Source organism: Mitsuaria sp. PDC51 (assembly GCF_900113225.1).
Classification (GTDB): Bacteria; Pseudomonadota; Gammaproteobacteria; order Burkholderiales; family Burkholderiaceae_C; genus Roseateles.
In genome coordinates, this window is record NZ_FOZE01000001.1 from 2448162 (window position 1) to 2464862 (window position 16701).

Here is a 16701-nt window from a genome sequence, read left to right on the forward strand (position 1 = left end):
GTCCGGCCGCCATCGCCTGGGCGCGGCCCGGGCAGGCTCGAACGAAGGAAGGACACATCGGCATGGCATCGAATCAGGGTTCGCGCGCGGATCGGTCGCGTCGCCGCATGGCGTTGGCCGTGGTCATCGGCGCATTGCTGCTGGCGGCCGGCGGTTGGCTGTCGAGCCGGCCCAGTGATGCCGCTGGCCCCGCCAAGGCGACGGCGGCGAGCTCGCCCACGAATGAACCCGGCTCGTCGCTTCCGGCGGCGAAGTCCGAGGCGGCATCGGCCGTGATGGCGGTCGCCTCGTCGGCGCCCGGCTCGACGAGCGCCCCGCCTCCTGCGCCCGGCTGGCCAGAGGACGCGCTGCGTCGGGTCCAGCTGGCGCTGGACGGCCATGGGACGCCGAAGGACATGATGGAGGCGGCCATGATGCTCTCCGCCTGCCAGGGCGCGGACGCGATGGTGGACCACCAGTACAGGGAGCGCGACCAGCCGTCCGCGACGGGTCGGCAGCTCGAGCGGATCACGGGCCTGTCCAGCCAGGAGTGGATCCGCCGCTCGCAGGATTTCCAGCGTCACTGCCAGGTCTTCGATGCCGCCACGCTCGCCCGCCAGGGCGAGCTGCTCAAGCGTGCCCACGATGGCGGCGCCAAGGACGCCGCGTTGCCCTACCTGCAATGGCTGGACGCGAACCGGCAGCCGATCGATCCGGCGCTGCGCGGGCAGCTGCAGCGCGAGGCGCGCCAGACGGCCGAGGACGGCGATTTCATGGCGCTGGTGACCTTCAGCTTCGCCTTCAATCCGGGCGCGATGGGCATCACCGAGGTCCAGCGGCAGGCCTACAAGGAAGCGCAATTTCGCATCCAGGGTTTGATGTCGGGCGCGGAGATGGAAAAGGCCAGCCGCGATGCGATGGCGGACACGGAAAAGACGATGAGCCAGTGGGGCATGGTGCCGTCGCCATTGACGGCCGAGCAGCAGCGCGAGGCTGACGCGCTGGCCGCGCGGGTGATCGAGGCCTGGCGCAAGCGTCAAGGCAAGCCGGGGTGAATCGCACAAGCCCTCGCTGTCGATGGGCAAGTGCTGGCCCGCGAATTGCACGCCTTCGCGCGCACGACGCGCGAGGCACCTAAAGCGGCTCCATCCGAGCCGCGTCTGACATTCCTTGGCCGCGTTGGATGAAAACGCTGACAAATTTCGTCAGTGCGATGCCACCAACTTGCAACGGACCTGTCACCGCCGCGCGCGCATGACGCTTCACATCATTCGAAAGGAACCCATGTCGTCCATCCCGAACGCCACGCCCGCGGTCCAGCGGCTCGCGCTCGCCCTCCTGACGGCAGGCCTCGCCGCCTGCGGTGGCGGCGGATCGGCCTCATCGCCAGCGACCGACGCGCCGGCACCGCCGCTTGGTGCCGCACCGGCACCTTCGCCCTCGCCCTCGCCCTCGCCCTCGCCCTCGCCCTCGCCCTCGCCCTCGCCTTCGCCCGCTCCAGCGCCGGCCCCGGCCCCGGCACCTTCCCCCGCGCCGGCACCAGCACCCACTCCGGCGCCCGCACCTTCGCCTTCGCCTGCACCCGCTCCGGCGCCTGCTCCAGCGCCCGCACCTTCGCCTGCGGCTTCGATCACCACGGCCCTGGGGACGGCCAACCGGCTGCTAGGCGGCCTGGGCGCCGGCAACCCGATCGCGGAGATGACGACGCAGCAGATCCGTCCCGACATCATCGACACCTACCTGGTTGGTGTCGGTGGCGGCGCGTGGCCCACCTGGAACAGCCCGGACGGGGCCTATGTCACTTACACGGCCGCGAACGTGTCGGCCGTCGGCGCGGTGCCGATGTTCACGCTCTACCAGATGGCGAGCCGGGGCGAGGGCAATCTGGCCGCGATCAACGACGCAAGCTTCATGACCCCCTACTGGGCCCAGGTCAAGCTCATGTACCAGAAGATCGGCGCGACCAACCTGCCCACGCTGGTCAACCTGGAGCCGGATTTCTGGGGCTTCGTGCTGACCGGCGCCCCGGGCGGCGACCCGACGAAGGTGCCGGCGCGCGTGAGCCAGGTGGCCGAATGCGCGAACCAGCCGGACAACGCCGTCGGCATGGCGGGCTGCCTGCTGGCGCTGGGACGGACCTACGCGCCCAAGGCCCGGATCGGTTTCCCGCCGTCCTTCTGGGGCCGCGACGCCACCACCGTCGGCAACTTCATGCTGAAGCTGGGCGCAGACAAGGCCGACTTCATGGTGGCCCAGACCAGCGACCGCGATGCTGGCTGCTTCGAGGTCTCGCCGCCTCCGTCCGAATGCGCCGGTCGTGGCAACGGGCCGTTCTACTGGGACGAGAACAACGTGGCGACGCCCAACTTCCATCAGGACCTCGCCCAATGGGTCGCCGTGCAGGGCAAGCTCGGCAACCTGCCCATCCTGTTCTGGCAGACGCCGATGGGCGTGCCCTCATCCACGCCAGGCGGCACCTGGGGGCATTACCGCGACAACCACGTCCAGTACATGCTGACCCATCCGACCGAGTACACCGCCAACGGCGTGTTCGCGATCGTGTTCAGCGGCGGCGGCAGCGGCTCGGTCAACATCACGACGGACGGCGGCCAGTTCGCCCGCCTGTTCAAGGCCTACCTGGCGAATCCGGCACCGCTGCGCTGAGCGGCAGCCAGCATCGGGCGCGTGGCGGCCCCGCGTCGCCGCGGCGCCCGGTCGTCCATCGGCAAGCTTCTGCGACGAGAATGCGCGCGCGGCGCGGCCCATCCCTCGGGATGCGGACCGCCCCGCGATCGCCTGCCCCGGCGACAGCCACCGAGGTTCGATACCGAGGGCCGGCCTGCGCGGGGTGGTCCCCAACCGCCAGATCCGCGCACCCGACCGCTCGTGCGCCGGCCGAGTCCCCGCATGCTGTCCCGTCTCGATCTGCCGACCGTCCTGTTGTTCTACAACACGTCCCTGCTCGCCGGCGCATTCGCCATCGTCCACGTCCGTCGCAATTCATGCCGCCCCGAGGGCCTCATGGGGCTGGCGACCGCCTACCTCATGCTGGCCGCCGGAGCCGCGCTGGCTTGGAACGGCGAGGAAGCCGCCCTGCCCGCGGCGGTCTGGACGCACGGCAGCCTGCTGCTCGGCACGGCCGGCTATGCGGTCTTCCACGCCGGCATCCTCGCGATGAGCGGCCGCCGCCGCGTCCACTGGGGGCTCCTGCTGACGCCGGTGCTGCTGTGTTTTCTGGTGGGGCTGGTCACCGGGTTCCCCCGCGACAACCTGAGCCGCGCCGGCGTGTTCCATGCGGCCGCCGTGCTGTCGCTCGCGTGCAGCGCCCACGAGATGCTGCGCAACCATCGCCTCGAGGCCCTGCCATCGAGCCGGCTGCTCGCGGCGCTCCTGGCGCTCAGCGGCGGCGTCTACACGCTCAGGCTGGTGTTCATCCTGAATGGCACCGCGGGCAGCGCCGGCTTCTCGCTGGCGTTCTTCGTGCAGATGTTCTGCCATTTCGGCATCGCCCTGATGGTGGCCACCATCTCCAAGGAGCGCGCGGAAGTGCGCCTCGCCCAATTGGCGGACACGGACCCGTTGACCGGCGTGGGCAACCGCCGCTGGCTCGGCACGCGCCTGCCCAAGCAGCTGCGAGGCCACAGTGCGGTCCTCCAGCTGGACCTGGACCGGTTCAAGCGCATCAACGACCAGTACGGACACGCCGCCGGCGATGCGGTCCTGGTGGCCTTCGCCAGCTGCCTGAAGGCGCAGCTGCGCGAGTCCGATCTGCTGGCCCGCACCGGCGGCGAGGAGTTCCTGGTGTACACGCCCAACGTCACCGAGGCGGTAGCGCGCTCCATCGCCGAGCGACTCCGGGCCAGCGTCGAGCAGTTGCAGATCGTCGAGGACGGCACGCCCCTGCCGGTGTCCACCAGCATCGGCGTGGCCTGGGTGGCGGACGGCAGCGCGCCCGCGGCGGCCTGCCTCGCCCGGGCCGACGAGATGCTCTACGAGGCCAAGCGCGACGGCAGGAACCGCGTGGCCTTCGCCACGATGGCAGTGCAGGCGCCCGACCGCGCCGCATGACGCGTGGCGGGGGACCTACTCCTCGCGCCACTGCAGGTGCACCACGCGCAGGCCCTGGGCCTTGATCGTGCGCAGCAGCAGCGGCAGCGCCGCGGCGGTGCGGTCCTGCGCATCGTGCAGCAGCACGATGCCGCCACCCGAGGCGCCCAGGCGCTGCGCGAGCTTGTCGGGCATCTGCTGGGCGCTCTGGGGCTCCCAGTCCTCGACGCCCAGGTCGACCGACATCACGGTGTAGCGCGAGGCCGCGAGCGCCTCGCGCAGGACCGGTGTTTCCTCGAGGAAGGGAAAGCGGTAGGCCGCCGCCCGGCCGCCGAAGACCTCGCGGTACGCGGCCTCGGCGGCCCGCAGGTCATCCAGCTGCTCCGATGCGGGCAGTGACGCGAAGTGGGGATGGCGGAAGCCGTGCAGGCCGGCGCTGTGCCCCTGCGCCTTCACCTCCCTGGCGAGCGCCGCATCGGCCAGCATCGGCTCGCCGTTCATGAAGAAGGTCGCCCGCACGCACTCGGCCTTCAGCGCCTGGAGCACGAGCGGGGTGGAGGCCGGCCGCGGCCCGTCGTCGAAGGTGATCACCACCTCGCCCGGCTGCAGCGGCAGTGGCCCGTGCTGCGCGCGACCGTAGGCCGCGGATTCGCGCGGCAGCGTCAGCACGCGCGAGGTGCCCAGCGCGGCCGGGCCGCAATCGGCCGCCGCGCCCAGCGCCTGGCCCAGGGCGAGCACCGTCAGCGCTGCACGCGCCGTGCACAGCCGCGGCCGGCGCACCGTCCGGCGCGAGACCCGCGCCTCGTCGGCCTCGGGGACGTCGTCCCACGCATTCCTCATGTCGTCTCCAGCGGTCATGGTTGCCGGCGAGCTTAACGAAGGGGCGTGACCTCCGAAGCGGTGCATCCACCGATACCGCCTGTTTCCAAGCCGGTGACGCGACGGTGGGGACTCGGTGATGTTTGGGTGGCGGCTGCTCCGTAAGCTCCGGCCCCTGATCAACGCTTCGCGCCTGCCTCGGCCCGCCCGGCCGGCGCACCGACTTCAAGGATCCCATGTCCCTGTCCTGCTCGATCCGTCACCTCGCGGCCGTCACCGCGCTCGGCGCGGCCGCTCTGCCGGCGGCGCACGCCGCGTCGTTCAACCCGACGCTGCCGGCCGAACCGCGCCTGCCCACCGCCACCGAGGTCTGCAAGACCCTGACCGCCTCGCTGACGCAGACCGGCGGCCTGCTGCCGAGCTCGGTCGACGCGGATCCCGCGCACTCGCAACCGGACACCGCCCAGATCCAGGACGCCATCAATCACTGCCCCGCCGGCCAGGCGGTGCGCCTGGTCGCCAGCGGCAACGCCAACGCCTTCCTGTCGGGACCGCTGGTGCTGAACAGCGGCGTCACGCTGTGGGTCGACAGCAACGTGACGCTCTTCGCGTCCCGCAGCCCCAAGGACTTCGACAACGGCGGCGGCCGCTGCGGCACCGCCGGCGGTGACGGCAAGTCGTGCAACGCGTTGATCCGCCTGAAGAATGCCGCGAACAGCCGCATCGTCGGCGACGGCCGCATCGACGGCCGCGGCGGCGCGGTACTCACCTCCGGCCCCAACGCCGGGAAGATGACCTGGTGGGACGTCGCCAACCTGCTGGAGGCGACCGGCAAGAAGCAGAACAATCCGCGCCTGGTCAACCTGATCGGCGGCAGCAACTTCACGCTCTATCGCATCTCGCTGCTCAACTCGCCGAACTCGCACGTCGTCGTCAGCGGGCTCACCGGCTTCGTGGCCTGGGGCACCAAGGTGCTGGCGCCGTCGCTGGCCTACTCCAAGCCCAACTACGCCTGCGCCGCCGGCACCACGCCCGACCCCGACGTCGCCGCCACCCGGCCCAGCACCTGCTTCACCCCGGCCACGGCCGCCAACACCGATGGCATCGACGTGGTCGAGAGCTCCAAGGTCAGGATCGCGCATTCGTCGATCAGCACCGGCGACGACCACATCGCGATCAAGGCCGCCGACGCGCCGGCCTCCGACATCTACATCGCCCACAACGACCTGTACCACGGCCATGGCATGTCGATCGGCAGCGAGACCACGCAAGGCGTGAACCAGGTGCGGGTCGACGACCTCAGCATCGACGGTTTCGACGACGCGCAGGTCAACGGCCTGCGCATCAAGACCTACGACAGCGTCGGCGGAACGGTCAGCAACGTGATCTTCGCCAACGTCTGCATGCGCAACGTCAAGCAGCCGCTGATCTTCACGCCCTACTACAGCTCGGGCAACCACAGCACCGCGCCCAACATCAACGACATCCTGCTGCAGAACATCCATGTGCTGAGCAGCGCGAAGTTCGGCGCCGGCAAGCTGGTCTTCCGCGGCTATCGCAACGGCAGCGTCGTCAACCCGCTGAAGATGACGCTGGACAACGTCGTCTTCGACTCGACGAGCTTCCTCACCGCCGACGGCAAGAAGGGCGGCCCCACGCAGCCGGATGACGCGACCCTGACGCTGGGCCCCGGACCGGTGACGATCCCCTTCGCGGCGTCGTCGACCTTCAAGCTGATCGACCAGCGCGCCGGCTCCCAGGCACCGCGGGCCTGCGACAGCGCCTTCCCGCCCTTCCCCCTGGCCGAATCGCCGATCTGAACGCGGGCTATCGCGGTGGCGCGATGGCCTGCCGATGCGATACAACCCTCTCATCGAACGAGGGAGACCATCGTGACCGCATTCAGCAACCTGAAGATCGGTGTCCGCCTGACCGGCGGCTTCGCGGCAGTGATCGCGCTGCTGATCGTGCTGGCGGTGATCGGCGTCACCAAGATCAGCGCGGTGGACGCCAACACCGAGGTCATCCTGCATGACCGCTTCGTCAAGGTGCAGCTGGCCCAGACCGTCGAGAACGAGGTCAACAAGCAGCTCCGCGCGATGCGCACCGCGCTGATCGTGTCCGACCGCGCCATCGTCGACAGCGAGCTGGCCAAGCTCGAGGCCTCGCTGCCGCTGGTCGGTCGCGCGATCGACCAGCTCGGCGCGACGGTGCACAGCGAACGCGGCAAGGCGGCGCTGCAGGCGCTGGTCGAGGGCCGGGCGAAGTTCAAGGACAAGGAGCGTCAGCTGGTCGACCTGATCAAGGCCGGCAAGGTCGACGAGGGCCGCACGCTCCTGGTGACGGACATCCTGCCGCTGCAGACCGTCTACCTGGGGGCCGTCGAGCGCTTCGTCGAGACCCAGGCGGAGAGCATGGAGGAGTTCGGCGCGCAGGCCTCGGCGCTGGCCCGCGGCGCCCGCACGCTGATGATCGTGCTGTCGGTGATCGCGGTGCTGCTGGCGGTGGGCATCGCCGTGCTGCTCACGCGCTCGATCACCCGGCCCATCGCCCAGGCGGTGCGGGTGGCCGAGACGGTCGCCGCCGGCGACCTCACCTCCACCATCGCGGTGGGCGCACTCGACGAGACCGGCCAGCTGCTGGCCGCGCTGCGCTCGATGAACGACAGCCTGGTGCGCATCGTCGGGGAGGTGCGGCTGAGCAGCGAGTCCATCGCCACCGGCTCGACCCAGATCGCCACCGGCAGCATGGACCTGTCGCACCGGACCGAGGAGCAGGCCTCCAGCCTCGAGCAGACGGCCGCGGCGATGGAGGAAGTCGCCTCCACCGTGCAGCGCAGCGCCGACTCGGCGCGCAACGCCACGGCGCTCGCGGCCACCGCCAGCGAGGTCGCCACCCGCGGTGGCTCGGCCGTGGCCGAGATCGTCGCGACGATGCGCGACATCAGCGCCAGCTCGACCCGGATCGCCGACATCACCGGCGTCATCGACGGCATCGCGTTCCAGACCAACATCCTGGCGCTCAACGCGGCCGTGGAGGCGGCGCGCGCCGGCGAACAGGGCCGCGGCTTCGCGGTGGTGGCCGGCGAGGTGCGCACGCTGGCCCAGCGCGCGGCCACCGCCGCCAAGGAGATCCGCGCGCTGATCGGCGAGAACGTCAGCCGCGTCGAGACCGGGTCGCGCCTGGTCGAGGGCGCCGGCACCACGATGGACGAGATCGTGCGGCAGATCCGGCAGGTGGCCGAGCTGATCACCGAGATCGGCACCGCCACCGGCCAGCAGAGCCTGGGCATCGGCGAGGTGAGCAAGGCGGTGCACGTGCTCGACCAGGTGACGCAGCAGAACGCCGCGCTGGTCGAGGAATCCGCCGCCGCCGCGGACAGCCTGAGCCAGCAGGCGCGCCGGTTGACCGAGCTCGTCGGCGCTTTCAAGCTGCACCTCGGGCGCTGAGCGGCAGTGCGGCAGTGCGGCTGGCGGTCTTCCGGGCAAATTTCCGCGCCGGTGAACGCGGCGTCAGCGCTCGGTGATGTCTGCAGCGCGGTCCCTCCGTAAGCTGCGGCCACCCCTTCCAACCAGCAGTCTTGCCATGCGCATGTTCTCCACACTGGGTGTCTTTTTCTCCACCATGGCGGTGGCCGGCGCCGCCGCCGCGGCCGATCCTGCGGTCACCGGGACCATCCTGCTCGGCCAGGTCGCGCCGTTCAGCGGCCCGTCGGTCAAGCTGGCCGAGGAATACAACCTGGGCGCACGGACCTACTTCCAGGCGCTCAACGAGCGCGGCGGCGTCAACGGCCATCGCGTCGAGCTGCGCACCCGCGACGATCGCTACGACCCCGCCGAGACCGCCCGCCAGGCCAAGGCGCTGATCGAGCAGGACGACGTGTTCGCGCTGTTCGGCACCGTCGGCACCGGCACGACGCTGGCGGCCGTGCCGGTCGCCACCGCGGCGGGCGTGCCGCTGTTCGCGCCGTCCACCGGCGCCGAGGCGCTGCGCACGCCGCTGAACCGGCAGATCTTCCATGTGCGCGCCGGCTATAACCAGGAGGCCGATTACATCGTCGAGCAGCTCTCGACCAGCGGCCTGCGCAGCGTCGCGGTGCTCCATCAGGACGACGCCTTCGGCAAGGCGGCGCTGGAGTCGGTGACACGCGCGCTGACGCAGCGCGGCGTGAAGAACGTGGGCATGGCCGCCGTCGAGCGCGACGCCACCGAGGTGGCCGACGTCGCCCGCAAGCTGGCCGCCGGTCATCCGCAGGCGGTGATCCTGATCGCCTCCTACACCTCGAGCGCCGCCCTCATCAAGACGATGAAGAAGCAGGGCTACGCCGGCCAGTTCGTCGCGACCTCCTACGTCGGCGGCAAGTCGCTGGCCGATGAGCTCGGCGGCGAGGGCAGCGGCGTGTGGATCTCCGAGGTCGTGCCCTTCCCCTGGGGTGAAGGCACCGCGCTGCAGCGCGAGTACAACCAGGCGCTGCAGCGCGCCGGCGTGCCGCACCGCAGCTTCGGGTCGATGGAGGGCTTCCTGGCCGCCAAGGTCTTCACCGAAGGACTGCGCCGCGCCGGCAAGGAACCGAACCGCGCCCGGCTCATCGCCGCCCTCGAGTCGATGCAGGGCTGGGACGCGGGCGGCTACCGGATCTCCTACTCGCCCACCGACCACGCCGGCACCCATCGGGTTGAGATGACAATGATCGGCCCCGGAGGCAAGTTCGTGCATTGACGATGACACCCAGCATATCCAGCGACCGCCCCTGCCCGCGCCCTGCGCGGGCGGCTCCTTTCCCGCGATCCGCCTCGCATCCCCGCGGACCCGCCGCGCGCGACCGGGGGGCTTGGCGGTGAGCCCCGCCGCCAAGACCCGCGTGGTGATCGCGGACGATCATGCGCTGGTGCGCGAGGGTCTGCGCAAGGTCCTGGAGCTCGATGACAGCATCGAGCTGGCCGGCGAGGCCGCCAACGCCGACGAGGTGATGGCCCGCCTGGCGCAGGGCGGCGTCGACCTGCTGCTGCTGGACCTGCTGATGCCGGGCTGCACCGATGTCGAGCTGATCCAGCGCATCCATGCCGCCCATGCCGAGCTGCCGGTGCTGGTGCTGACCATGCATGCCGATCCGCACATCGCGCGCCGCGCGCTGGAGGCCGGCGCGGGCGGCTACCTGACCAAGGACATCTCCACCGAGCTGCTGATCGACGCCATGCACCACGTGGCCGCCGGCCGCAGCTACGTCGACCCCTCGCTCAGCGCCGCGCTGATCCGCCAGGAACCGAAAGCGCCGGAGCCGCTGGAATCGCTGTCCCCGCGCGAGCGCCAGGTGCTGGTCGCGCTGGTGCGCGGCCAGTCGCTGGTGGACATCGCCGCCGCGCTCCAGGTCGCGCCGAACACGGTGAGCACCTACAAGACCCGCCTCATGGACAAGCTGGACCAGGCCTCCCTGAGCGACCTGGTGCGATACGCCGTGCGCCATGGCATCGTCGACTGAGCACGCGACCGGGCTCGCCCCGGTCGTGTCGCCGGCGCGGCGCCTGCTCGACCTGCTCCCCTCAAGCGGCCCACCCGCCGCCTCGCGCCGGGCGCGTCTCCCGCTCCTCGCTGTCGTCGCCTCCCTCGCCCTGGCGCTGCTGGCGGTGCTTTTGCCCCTGCCCGCGCGCGCCGAGCGCATCGTGCTGGCCTCCTACCAGGAGCGCGAGGGCCTGCAGAACCTCACCCCCACCTGCCTCACGCAGGACCGGCGCGCGGTGCTGTGGATCTGCACCGAGAACGGCCTGTTCCGTTTCGACGGCTTCCGGGTCCATCGCGAGCCGCTGCCGGCCGCCGTCGGCAACGGCATCTGGGGCGGCCGTGTCGACGGGCTCGGCCGGCTCTGGCTGACCACCGACCAGGGGCTGTTCCTGCGGCGCCCGTCGAGCGACGCGGCACGCCCGGAGGGCGGCGAGGCCGCGGACTGGGTGGAGATCCGGCGCGCCGACGGCCAGCCGCTGGACGTGGCCTTCGACGGCCAGTTCGACGTCGACGAGCGCGGCGTGCTGGTGGCGGTCGATCGCGACCATCGGTTCTGGACGGCCACGGTCAGCGATGCCGGACCGTCCACGGTCCGCGCCGAGCCCCTCCCCGTGGCTGCCCTCGACCGCCCGCCGGCGGCCGGCTACGTCGAGACGATCCCGCTGCGGCGGCTTGGCGACCGCCTCTGGTTCGGCTGCGGCGACGGCCTGTGCGCCTGGGACCGACGCCAGGCGGCGGTGACGCTGTGGTCCGCCGCGCAGGGCCTGCCGCCGGAAACCTGGGCGACGCTGCTGGTCGGCCGGGACGGTAGCCTGTGGGCGCGCGGTCGCAGCCACCTGGCCCGCCTGGCGCCCGGCGCCCAGCGCTTCGAGACCGTCGAGGCGCCGATGGTGAACCAGGAATGGGAGGCCAGCAGTCCCCTCATCGAGGATCCCCGCGGCGGCATCCTGATGGCCGCGGCGACCGGGATCGCCCGCTGGGACGGCCGGGCCTGGCAAACCTGGTCCCGCGATGACGGCCTGCCCGACTCGGCCGTGCGCAGCCTGCTGGTGGACGGCGACGGCGCGCTGTGGCTGGGCGCGTCCGGCCAGGGTTTCCATCGCTGGATCGGCTACGGCGACGTGGACCACTGGAGCCGGGCCTCGGGCCTGCCGTCCGACGTCGTCTTCCGCCTGCTGCAGGACCGCAGTGGCCGTCACTGGGCCATCACCCGGGAGGGCCTGGCCTGGTTCGACGCCGCGGCCCGCCGCTTCCAGCCGCTGCCCCCTTCCGCCGCCACGGCGCCCCGCGTTGCCGGCATCGTGGCGGGCGCGGCCATCGATGCCGCGGGCGACCTCTGGTGGCTGGACCGCGGCCAGCTCAACACCATCAAGGCGGGCGGCACGACGGCCCGCCGCGTGCTCACCGAGCCTGCGCTGCTGGGCCTGCTGGCCGGGCATGGCGGAAAGCTCTACGTCACGAGCCGCTCGCGGATCGAGCGGCTGATCCCCCAGCCCCGGGGCGGCGTGAAGCGCGAGCCGGTCGCCGCCGACCTGCCCGGCGGCGAGCCGGCCATCTCGGTCTTCAGCGACGGCACGACGGACTGGTTCATCAACGTCCGGTGGCAGGTCTTCCGCGCGCAAGGCGACGCCTGGGTGCCGCTGCGCGACGACCAGGGCCGGGTGCTCACGGCCTACACCGCGACGGTCGCGGATGGCGCGCTATGGGCCTCGAACGACCAGGGCGTGGCGACCTACACCTTGTCCGGCGACCGCGCGCAGCTGCGGCGGCGGATCCCCAAGGCGTCCTTCGGCGGGGCCGATCCGATGTGGGTGGTCCACGGCCCGGGGAACGAGATCTGGCTGGGCACCGGACGGGGCGTCTTCCGCCTCGGCCCGCAGGGCGAGTGGCTGGGGCTGCTGGACCGCGACAGCGGCCTGGTGTGGAACGACGTCAATGACGACAGCTTCCTCCTGGACGCCGCCGGCGACGCCTGGATCGGCACCAGCGGCGGCGCGACGCGGGTGCGCCGGCGGCCGCCGCCGCCGGGCCCGCCCGCCGTGTTGCGGGTGGACCGGCTGGAATTCGGCACCCACCAGTTCAGCGGGCCGCCGACCGCGCCGGTGCCCTGGACCGACCGCCAGCTGCGCATCACGCTGGGCACGCCGACGCTCTCGCTGCCGCGCGACCGCCGCATCGAATACCGGCTGTCGCCGCAGGCGCCGTGGCGTGCGGTCGAGGGCGCGTCGATCGACGTCGGCGCCATGGACGAGGGCCGGCATGTGCTGACGCTGCGTGCCGCCGGCCGCGTGCCGCTGGAGCCGCCGGGACCGGAGCTGGCGCTGCCCTTCACCATCGCGCCCCCGTGGTGGAACTCGCCCGGCATGCGGCTGACCTACCTCGCGCTGCTGGGCGCGCTCTGGTGGGCGCTGACGCTGTGGACCCAGCGCCGCGCGCGGGCGCGCCGGCGCACGCTCGAACGGGCCATCGACGAGCGCACCGCCGAGCTGCACGCCTCCCGCGAGGCCCTGCACCGGCTGAGCGAGCACAACGCGCTGGCGCTCGAGCAGGAGCGCACCCGGGTGTCGCGCGAGCTGCACGACGAGCTGGGGCAGCAGTTGGCGGCGCTGCGCCTGGAAATCGCCGTCATGCGCGCGCGCGCCGCACGGGCCACCGCCTCGATCGACGCCGGCCAGTTGGACCTGCTGCATGAGCGGGTCGACCGGCTCGTCGCCGCCGTGCGCGCGGTGGTCTCGCAACTGCGTCCGCCGGCGCTCGATGGCGGCCTGGAAGCGGCCTTCCGCTGGCTCGGCACCGAGTTCAGCCGCGACACCGGCCTGCCCTGCGACGTGGCCGTCGCGGCGGGCGCCGGCCAGCTGGGCTCCGAGGCCGCCACACAGCTGTTCCGCGTCGCGCAGGAATCGCTCAACAACGTGCGCCGTCATGCCGACGCGACCCGGGCGGCCCTGTCGCTGTCCTTCGACGACGGCCTGTGGATCCTCACGGTGCGCGACGACGGTCGCGGCTTCGACCCCGGTGGCCGGCCCGCCGGCTACGGCGTGATGGGCATGCATGAGCGGGCCCGCCTGCTGGGCGGGACGCTGTCGATCCACAGCGCACCCGGTCAGGGCACGGTGGTCGAACTGCGCGTCGTGCCCGGCACGCCCGCGGCGCCACCGTCCCCCTACGGTACGTAGTTGTTCGACTACACGAAGTGGCAAAAGTGCGGATTCCTGCACAGGTTTTTCATTGCATCGTCCTGTAGAGTTTCACCTACACGCTCGCAGTAGCTCTTCAGGATCCCACGATGTTCATTGCCGTGCCACCGCGTCATGCGGCTTTCCTCCCGACGGGCCTTGATGCGGACAGCCGCGCGGAACCCCCTCTTCGACCCTCGGTGCCCTTCTCCGACGCCAGCTGGCGTTTCGGTGAATGCATGGTTCGGCCGGCCTGTCGTGACATCGTTGTCAGCGGCCAGTCGCGTCACCTGCAACCGCGCCCCTTCGACCTGCTGGTCCACCTGATCGAGCACCGCGACCGCGTGGTCAGCGCCGACGAGCTGCTGGACGTGGTCTGGGGCGAGCAGGATGTGCAGCCCGGCGCGCTGGCGATGGCGATCGCGCGGATCCGCGCGGTGCTGCAGGGGGCGCTGCCGCCCTCGGTCGAGATCATCCGCACCTACCACCGCGTCGGTTACCGCTTCGTCGCCGCACTGGAGTGAGCAGACCCGGCGCGAACCTCCCATGAGTTCCTTCCGTGTGGGCACGGACGCGCCCCGCCCCGCCGTCACGGCCCTGATCGAGGCCTTCCGACGCGACGGCCACCGCCATGCGCTGCTCGACCCGCTGGCGACGAGCTCGCGGGTGCGGCCGCCCCGCCCTGCCGACTTCGGCCTGGCGCCGGGCGATGCGCTGACCGGCGACGGCGGTTCGGTGATGGGCGCGACCGATGTCGAAGCGCTGTTCGCCCGGCTGCGGGCGATCTACTGCGACACCTTGACGCTGGACGCCTCGGCCGTGCGCAGCGCCGAGCGACGCGACTGGCTGCAGCGCCGGATGGAGTCGGACCGGCCGGTGCTGACCGGTCCGGAGGCGGCCACGCTGCTGCGCCGCCTGGCCAATGCGCAGGCCTGGGAACGGCATGTCGCGCGCCTGCATCCGCAGGCCAAGCGCTTCTCGCTCGAAGGCTGCGAGGCGCTGCTGCCGCTGCTCGAGCAGGTGCTGGAGACGGCGGCCGCGCAGGGCGTGGACCAGGTCTTCATGGGCATGCCGCATCGCGGGCGCGTCAACCTGCTCGCCACCCTGCTGGGGCATCCGGTCGCCGAGCTGCTGGACCACTTCGCGACCGAGCCGGTCCATCCGGAACGCCAGCGCGAGCTGGTCCACCAGCTGGGCGGCGACTATTGGCTGCACACCCCGCGAGGCGAATTGCGGGTCGCGCTCGCGAGCAACGCGTCCCACCTGCAGAGCGTCTATCCGGTGGTGCTCGGCCGGACCCGCGCGGCGCGCAGCGCCGACGGCCCGGGGCGTGAGCGCAGCATCGCCGTCGTGCTGCATGGCGACGCCGCCTTCGCGGGCCAGGGCGTGGTGATGGAGACGCTGGCGCTCGGCCTGCGGCCGGGTTACGAGGTCGGCGGCGTGCTGCACATCGTCATCAACAACCAGCTGGGCTTCACCGAACCCAACCGGATGGACCCGATGGCCGGGCGCTTCTGCACCGATCCGGTCCGGATGATCGATGCGCCGGTGCTGCGCGTCGGCGCCGACGATCCCGAGGCGGTGCTGCAGGCCGCGCGCCTGGCGGTGGACTATCGCGCCCGCTTCGCCGCCGACGTGGTGCTGGACCTGGTGGGTTATCGGCGCCACGGCAATTCCGAGCACGACGTTCCCGCGCTGACCAGCCCCGCCCTGTATCGACGCCTGGCGCGTCGCGCCAGCGTGACCGCGCTCTACGCCGACCGGCTGGTGGCCGATGGCCGCTTGTCGGTCGCCGAGGGGCGCGCCTTGGCGGCCGCCGGCGACCGTTTCGATCCCGACGCGGCGCCGGGCCGGCCGGTTCGCGACCTTCCCGGCGCGATGGCCCGGCCGCTCGGCCACGACGCGACCGCGCCCGCCGTGCGGGAAACCGATCGGACGGGGAGCGTCGCCGCGCCCTCGCCCTCGCCCGCGCATGGCGAGCCCACCGCCGCGCTGACGACGGCCGCCGTGCGCTTCGCCCTGACGCTGCTGACGACGCCGCCGCCGCGCTTCGAGCCGCATCCGATGCTGGCCGCGCTGCTGGTGCGTCGACGCGCCCTCGCGGCGGACGAGCACCTGGGCGTCGACTGGTGCACGGCCGAGGCGCTCGCCTGTGCGACGGCCTTGCGCGCCGGCGTGTCGCTGCGCCTGTCCGGGCTGGACGTGCAGCGGGGCACCTTCATGCATCGCCACGCGGTCTGGCACAACCAGGCCGACACCGCGCCGTCGAGCTGGACGCCGCTCGCACCCGCGGCGCGGCGCGGCGCGCGGCTGGAGATCCACAACTCCCTCCTGTCCGAGGAGGCGGTGCTCGGCTTCGAGTACGGCCACAGCGTGCAGGCCCGCGACACGCTGACCGTGTGGGAAGCGCAGTTCGGCGACTTCGTCAACGGGGCGCAGATCTTCCTGGACCACTACATCAGCTGCGGCGAGGAGAAATGGGGCCTGCCCAGCGGCCTCACGCTGCTGCTGCCGCATGGGCACGAGGGCGCGGGGCCGGAGCAGTCCAACGCCTTCCTGGGCCGCATGCTGCAGCTGTGCGGCGCGGACAACCTGCGCGTCGCCTGCCCGTCGACCTCGGCCCAGTACGCCCACCTGCTGCTGGACCAGGCGATGACGCCGCGGCGCAAGCCGCTGATCGTGCTCACGCCCAAGACCCGTTTGATGAGCGACGCGCGCAGCCAGACGCCGGTCCGGATGCTCGCCGACGGTCGCTTCGAGCCCGTGCTGGACGAGGTCGCGGCCGATCCGGCCGTCGTGCGGCGCGTCGTGCTGTGCAGCGGCAAGCTGCATTACGAGTTGCGCGACGGACGGGACGCGATGTCGGTGTACGCCCCCGAGCGGGCGGCCGAGATCGCGCTGGTGCGCGTCGAGCGGCTCTACCCGTTCCCGAGCGATGAACTGGGCGCCGTGCTGCGGCGTTATCCGGGCCTGGAGACCGCGGTCTGGGCGCAGGAGGAAACCCGGCATCAAGGCGCGTGGCACTTCGTGCGCGACGAGTTGTCGGCGCTGCTGCCGGCCGGCGTGACGCTGCGCGAGGTCTCGCGGGCGCCCTCCGCGGCGGGGGCGACCGCGTCGGCCGTGTTGCACCGCGAGCAGCAGGCGGACCTGGTGCGGCAGGCCCTGGATGGCTGATTCCGCC

The 16701-nt window shown here is 71.9% G+C and carries 12 protein-coding genes; 10 read left to right on the top strand and 2 right to left on the bottom strand.

The features are described from left to right. Positions 1-73: 73 nt before the first annotated feature. Positions 74-412, bottom strand: a complete 339-nt coding sequence (locus BM393_RS25230; RefSeq protein ID WP_141225286.1) for a hypothetical protein — start codon at positions 410-412, stop codon at positions 74-76. On the opposite strand from BM393_RS25230, the gene BM393_RS10300 reads away from it, so the two are divergent. The 3 genes from BM393_RS10300 to BM393_RS10315 all read left to right on the top strand — a co-directional run bounded on the left by BM393_RS10300 (position 411) and on the right by BM393_RS10315 (position 4047). Continuing rightward, positions 411-1034 (top strand): hypothetical protein, encoded by a 624-nt coding sequence (locus BM393_RS10300; RefSeq protein ID WP_141225287.1) that lies wholly within the window; start codon positions 411-413, stop codon positions 1032-1034. The two genes, BM393_RS25230 and BM393_RS10300, sit on opposite strands and share 2 nt — an antisense overlap. A gap of 643 nt (positions 1035-1677) precedes the next feature. After that, positions 1678-2643 carry a hypothetical protein gene (locus BM393_RS10310; RefSeq protein ID WP_091724676.1) on the top strand — a complete coding sequence of 322 codons (966 nt, stop codon included), beginning with the start codon at positions 1678-1680 and terminating at the stop codon, positions 2641-2643. Between the two features lie 243 nt (positions 2644-2886). Further along, the gene (locus tag BM393_RS10315) at positions 2887-4047 is read left to right on the top strand and encodes a GGDEF domain-containing protein (protein WP_091724677.1); all 1161 of its coding nucleotides are present in this window, start codon (positions 2887-2889) and stop codon (positions 4045-4047) included. 15 nt (positions 4048-4062) lie between these two features. Here BM393_RS10315 and BM393_RS10320 read toward each other — a convergent pair whose 3' ends face one another. After that, positions 4063-4866: a polysaccharide deacetylase family protein gene (locus BM393_RS10320; RefSeq protein ID WP_175538273.1), complete on the bottom strand. Its 804-nt coding sequence runs from the start codon at positions 4864-4866 to the stop codon at positions 4063-4065. 215 nt (positions 4867-5081) lie between these two features. On the opposite strand from BM393_RS10320, the gene BM393_RS10325 reads away from it, so the two are divergent. The 7 genes from BM393_RS10325 to BM393_RS10355 all read left to right on the top strand — a co-directional run bounded on the left by BM393_RS10325 (position 5082) and on the right by BM393_RS10355 (position 16694). Then, positions 5082-6665, top strand: a complete 1584-nt coding sequence (locus BM393_RS10325; RefSeq protein WP_091724679.1) for a glycoside hydrolase family 28 protein — start codon at positions 5082-5084, stop codon at positions 6663-6665. A 72-nt stretch (positions 6666-6737) separates the two neighbouring features. Then, positions 6738-8294, top strand: coding sequence for a methyl-accepting chemotaxis protein (locus tag BM393_RS10330; protein WP_091724680.1), 1557 nt, complete (start codon positions 6738-6740; stop codon positions 8292-8294). A 136-nt stretch (positions 8295-8430) separates the two neighbouring features. Then, on the top strand, positions 8431-9564 hold the full coding sequence (locus tag BM393_RS10335) for an ABC transporter substrate-binding protein (protein WP_091724681.1): 1134 nt from the start codon (positions 8431-8433) through the stop codon (positions 9562-9564). 118 nt (positions 9565-9682) lie between these two features. Next, positions 9683-10324, top strand: a complete 642-nt coding sequence (locus tag BM393_RS10340; RefSeq protein WP_141225288.1) for a response regulator transcription factor — start codon at positions 9683-9685, stop codon at positions 10322-10324. Then, complete coding sequence (locus BM393_RS10345; protein WP_141225289.1) at positions 10308-13520, top strand: histidine kinase; 3213 nt, start codon at positions 10308-10310, stop codon at positions 13518-13520. Before BM393_RS10340 ends, BM393_RS10345 begins: the two co-directional genes overlap by 17 nt. 200 nt (positions 13521-13720) lie before the next feature. Further along, positions 13721-14044, top strand: a complete 324-nt coding sequence (locus BM393_RS10350) for a winged helix-turn-helix domain-containing protein (protein ID WP_175538274.1) — start codon at positions 13721-13723, stop codon at positions 14042-14044. Between the two features lie 22 nt (positions 14045-14066). Further along, complete coding sequence (locus tag BM393_RS10355; protein ID WP_091724685.1) at positions 14067-16694, top strand: 2-oxoglutarate dehydrogenase E1 component; 2628 nt, start codon at positions 14067-14069, stop codon at positions 16692-16694. The last annotated feature ends 7 nt before the right edge of the window (positions 16695-16701 follow it).

What these genes read in the sequence shown, in the direction of transcription:
- BM393_RS10355 (WP_091724685.1), top strand. Translation starts at nt 14,067, where the DNA reads ATGAGTTCCTTCCGTGTGGGCACGGACGCGCCCCGCCCCGCCGTCACG.
- BM393_RS10345 (WP_141225289.1), top strand. Translation starts at nt 10,308, where the DNA reads ATGGCATCGTCGACTGAGCACGCGACCGGGCTCGCCCCGGTCGTGTCG.
- BM393_RS10310 (WP_091724676.1), top strand. Translation starts at nt 1,678, where the DNA reads ATGACGACGCAGCAGATCCGTCCCGACATCATCGACACCTACCTGGTT.
- BM393_RS10315 (WP_091724677.1), top strand. Translation starts at nt 2,887, where the DNA reads ATGCTGTCCCGTCTCGATCTGCCGACCGTCCTGTTGTTCTACAACACG.
- BM393_RS25230 (WP_141225286.1), bottom strand. Translation starts at nt 412, where the DNA reads ATGGCCGCCTCCATCATGTCCTTCGGCGTCCCATGGCCGTCCAGCGCC.
- BM393_RS10325 (WP_091724679.1), top strand. Translation starts at nt 5,082, where the DNA reads ATGTCCCTGTCCTGCTCGATCCGTCACCTCGCGGCCGTCACCGCGCTC.
- BM393_RS10320 (WP_175538273.1), bottom strand. Translation starts at nt 4,866, where the DNA reads ATGAGGAATGCGTGGGACGACGTCCCCGAGGCCGACGAGGCGCGGGTC.
- BM393_RS10300 (WP_141225287.1), top strand. Translation starts at nt 411, where the DNA reads ATGATGCTCTCCGCCTGCCAGGGCGCGGACGCGATGGTGGACCACCAG.
- BM393_RS10335 (WP_091724681.1), top strand. Translation starts at nt 8,431, where the DNA reads ATGCGCATGTTCTCCACACTGGGTGTCTTTTTCTCCACCATGGCGGTG.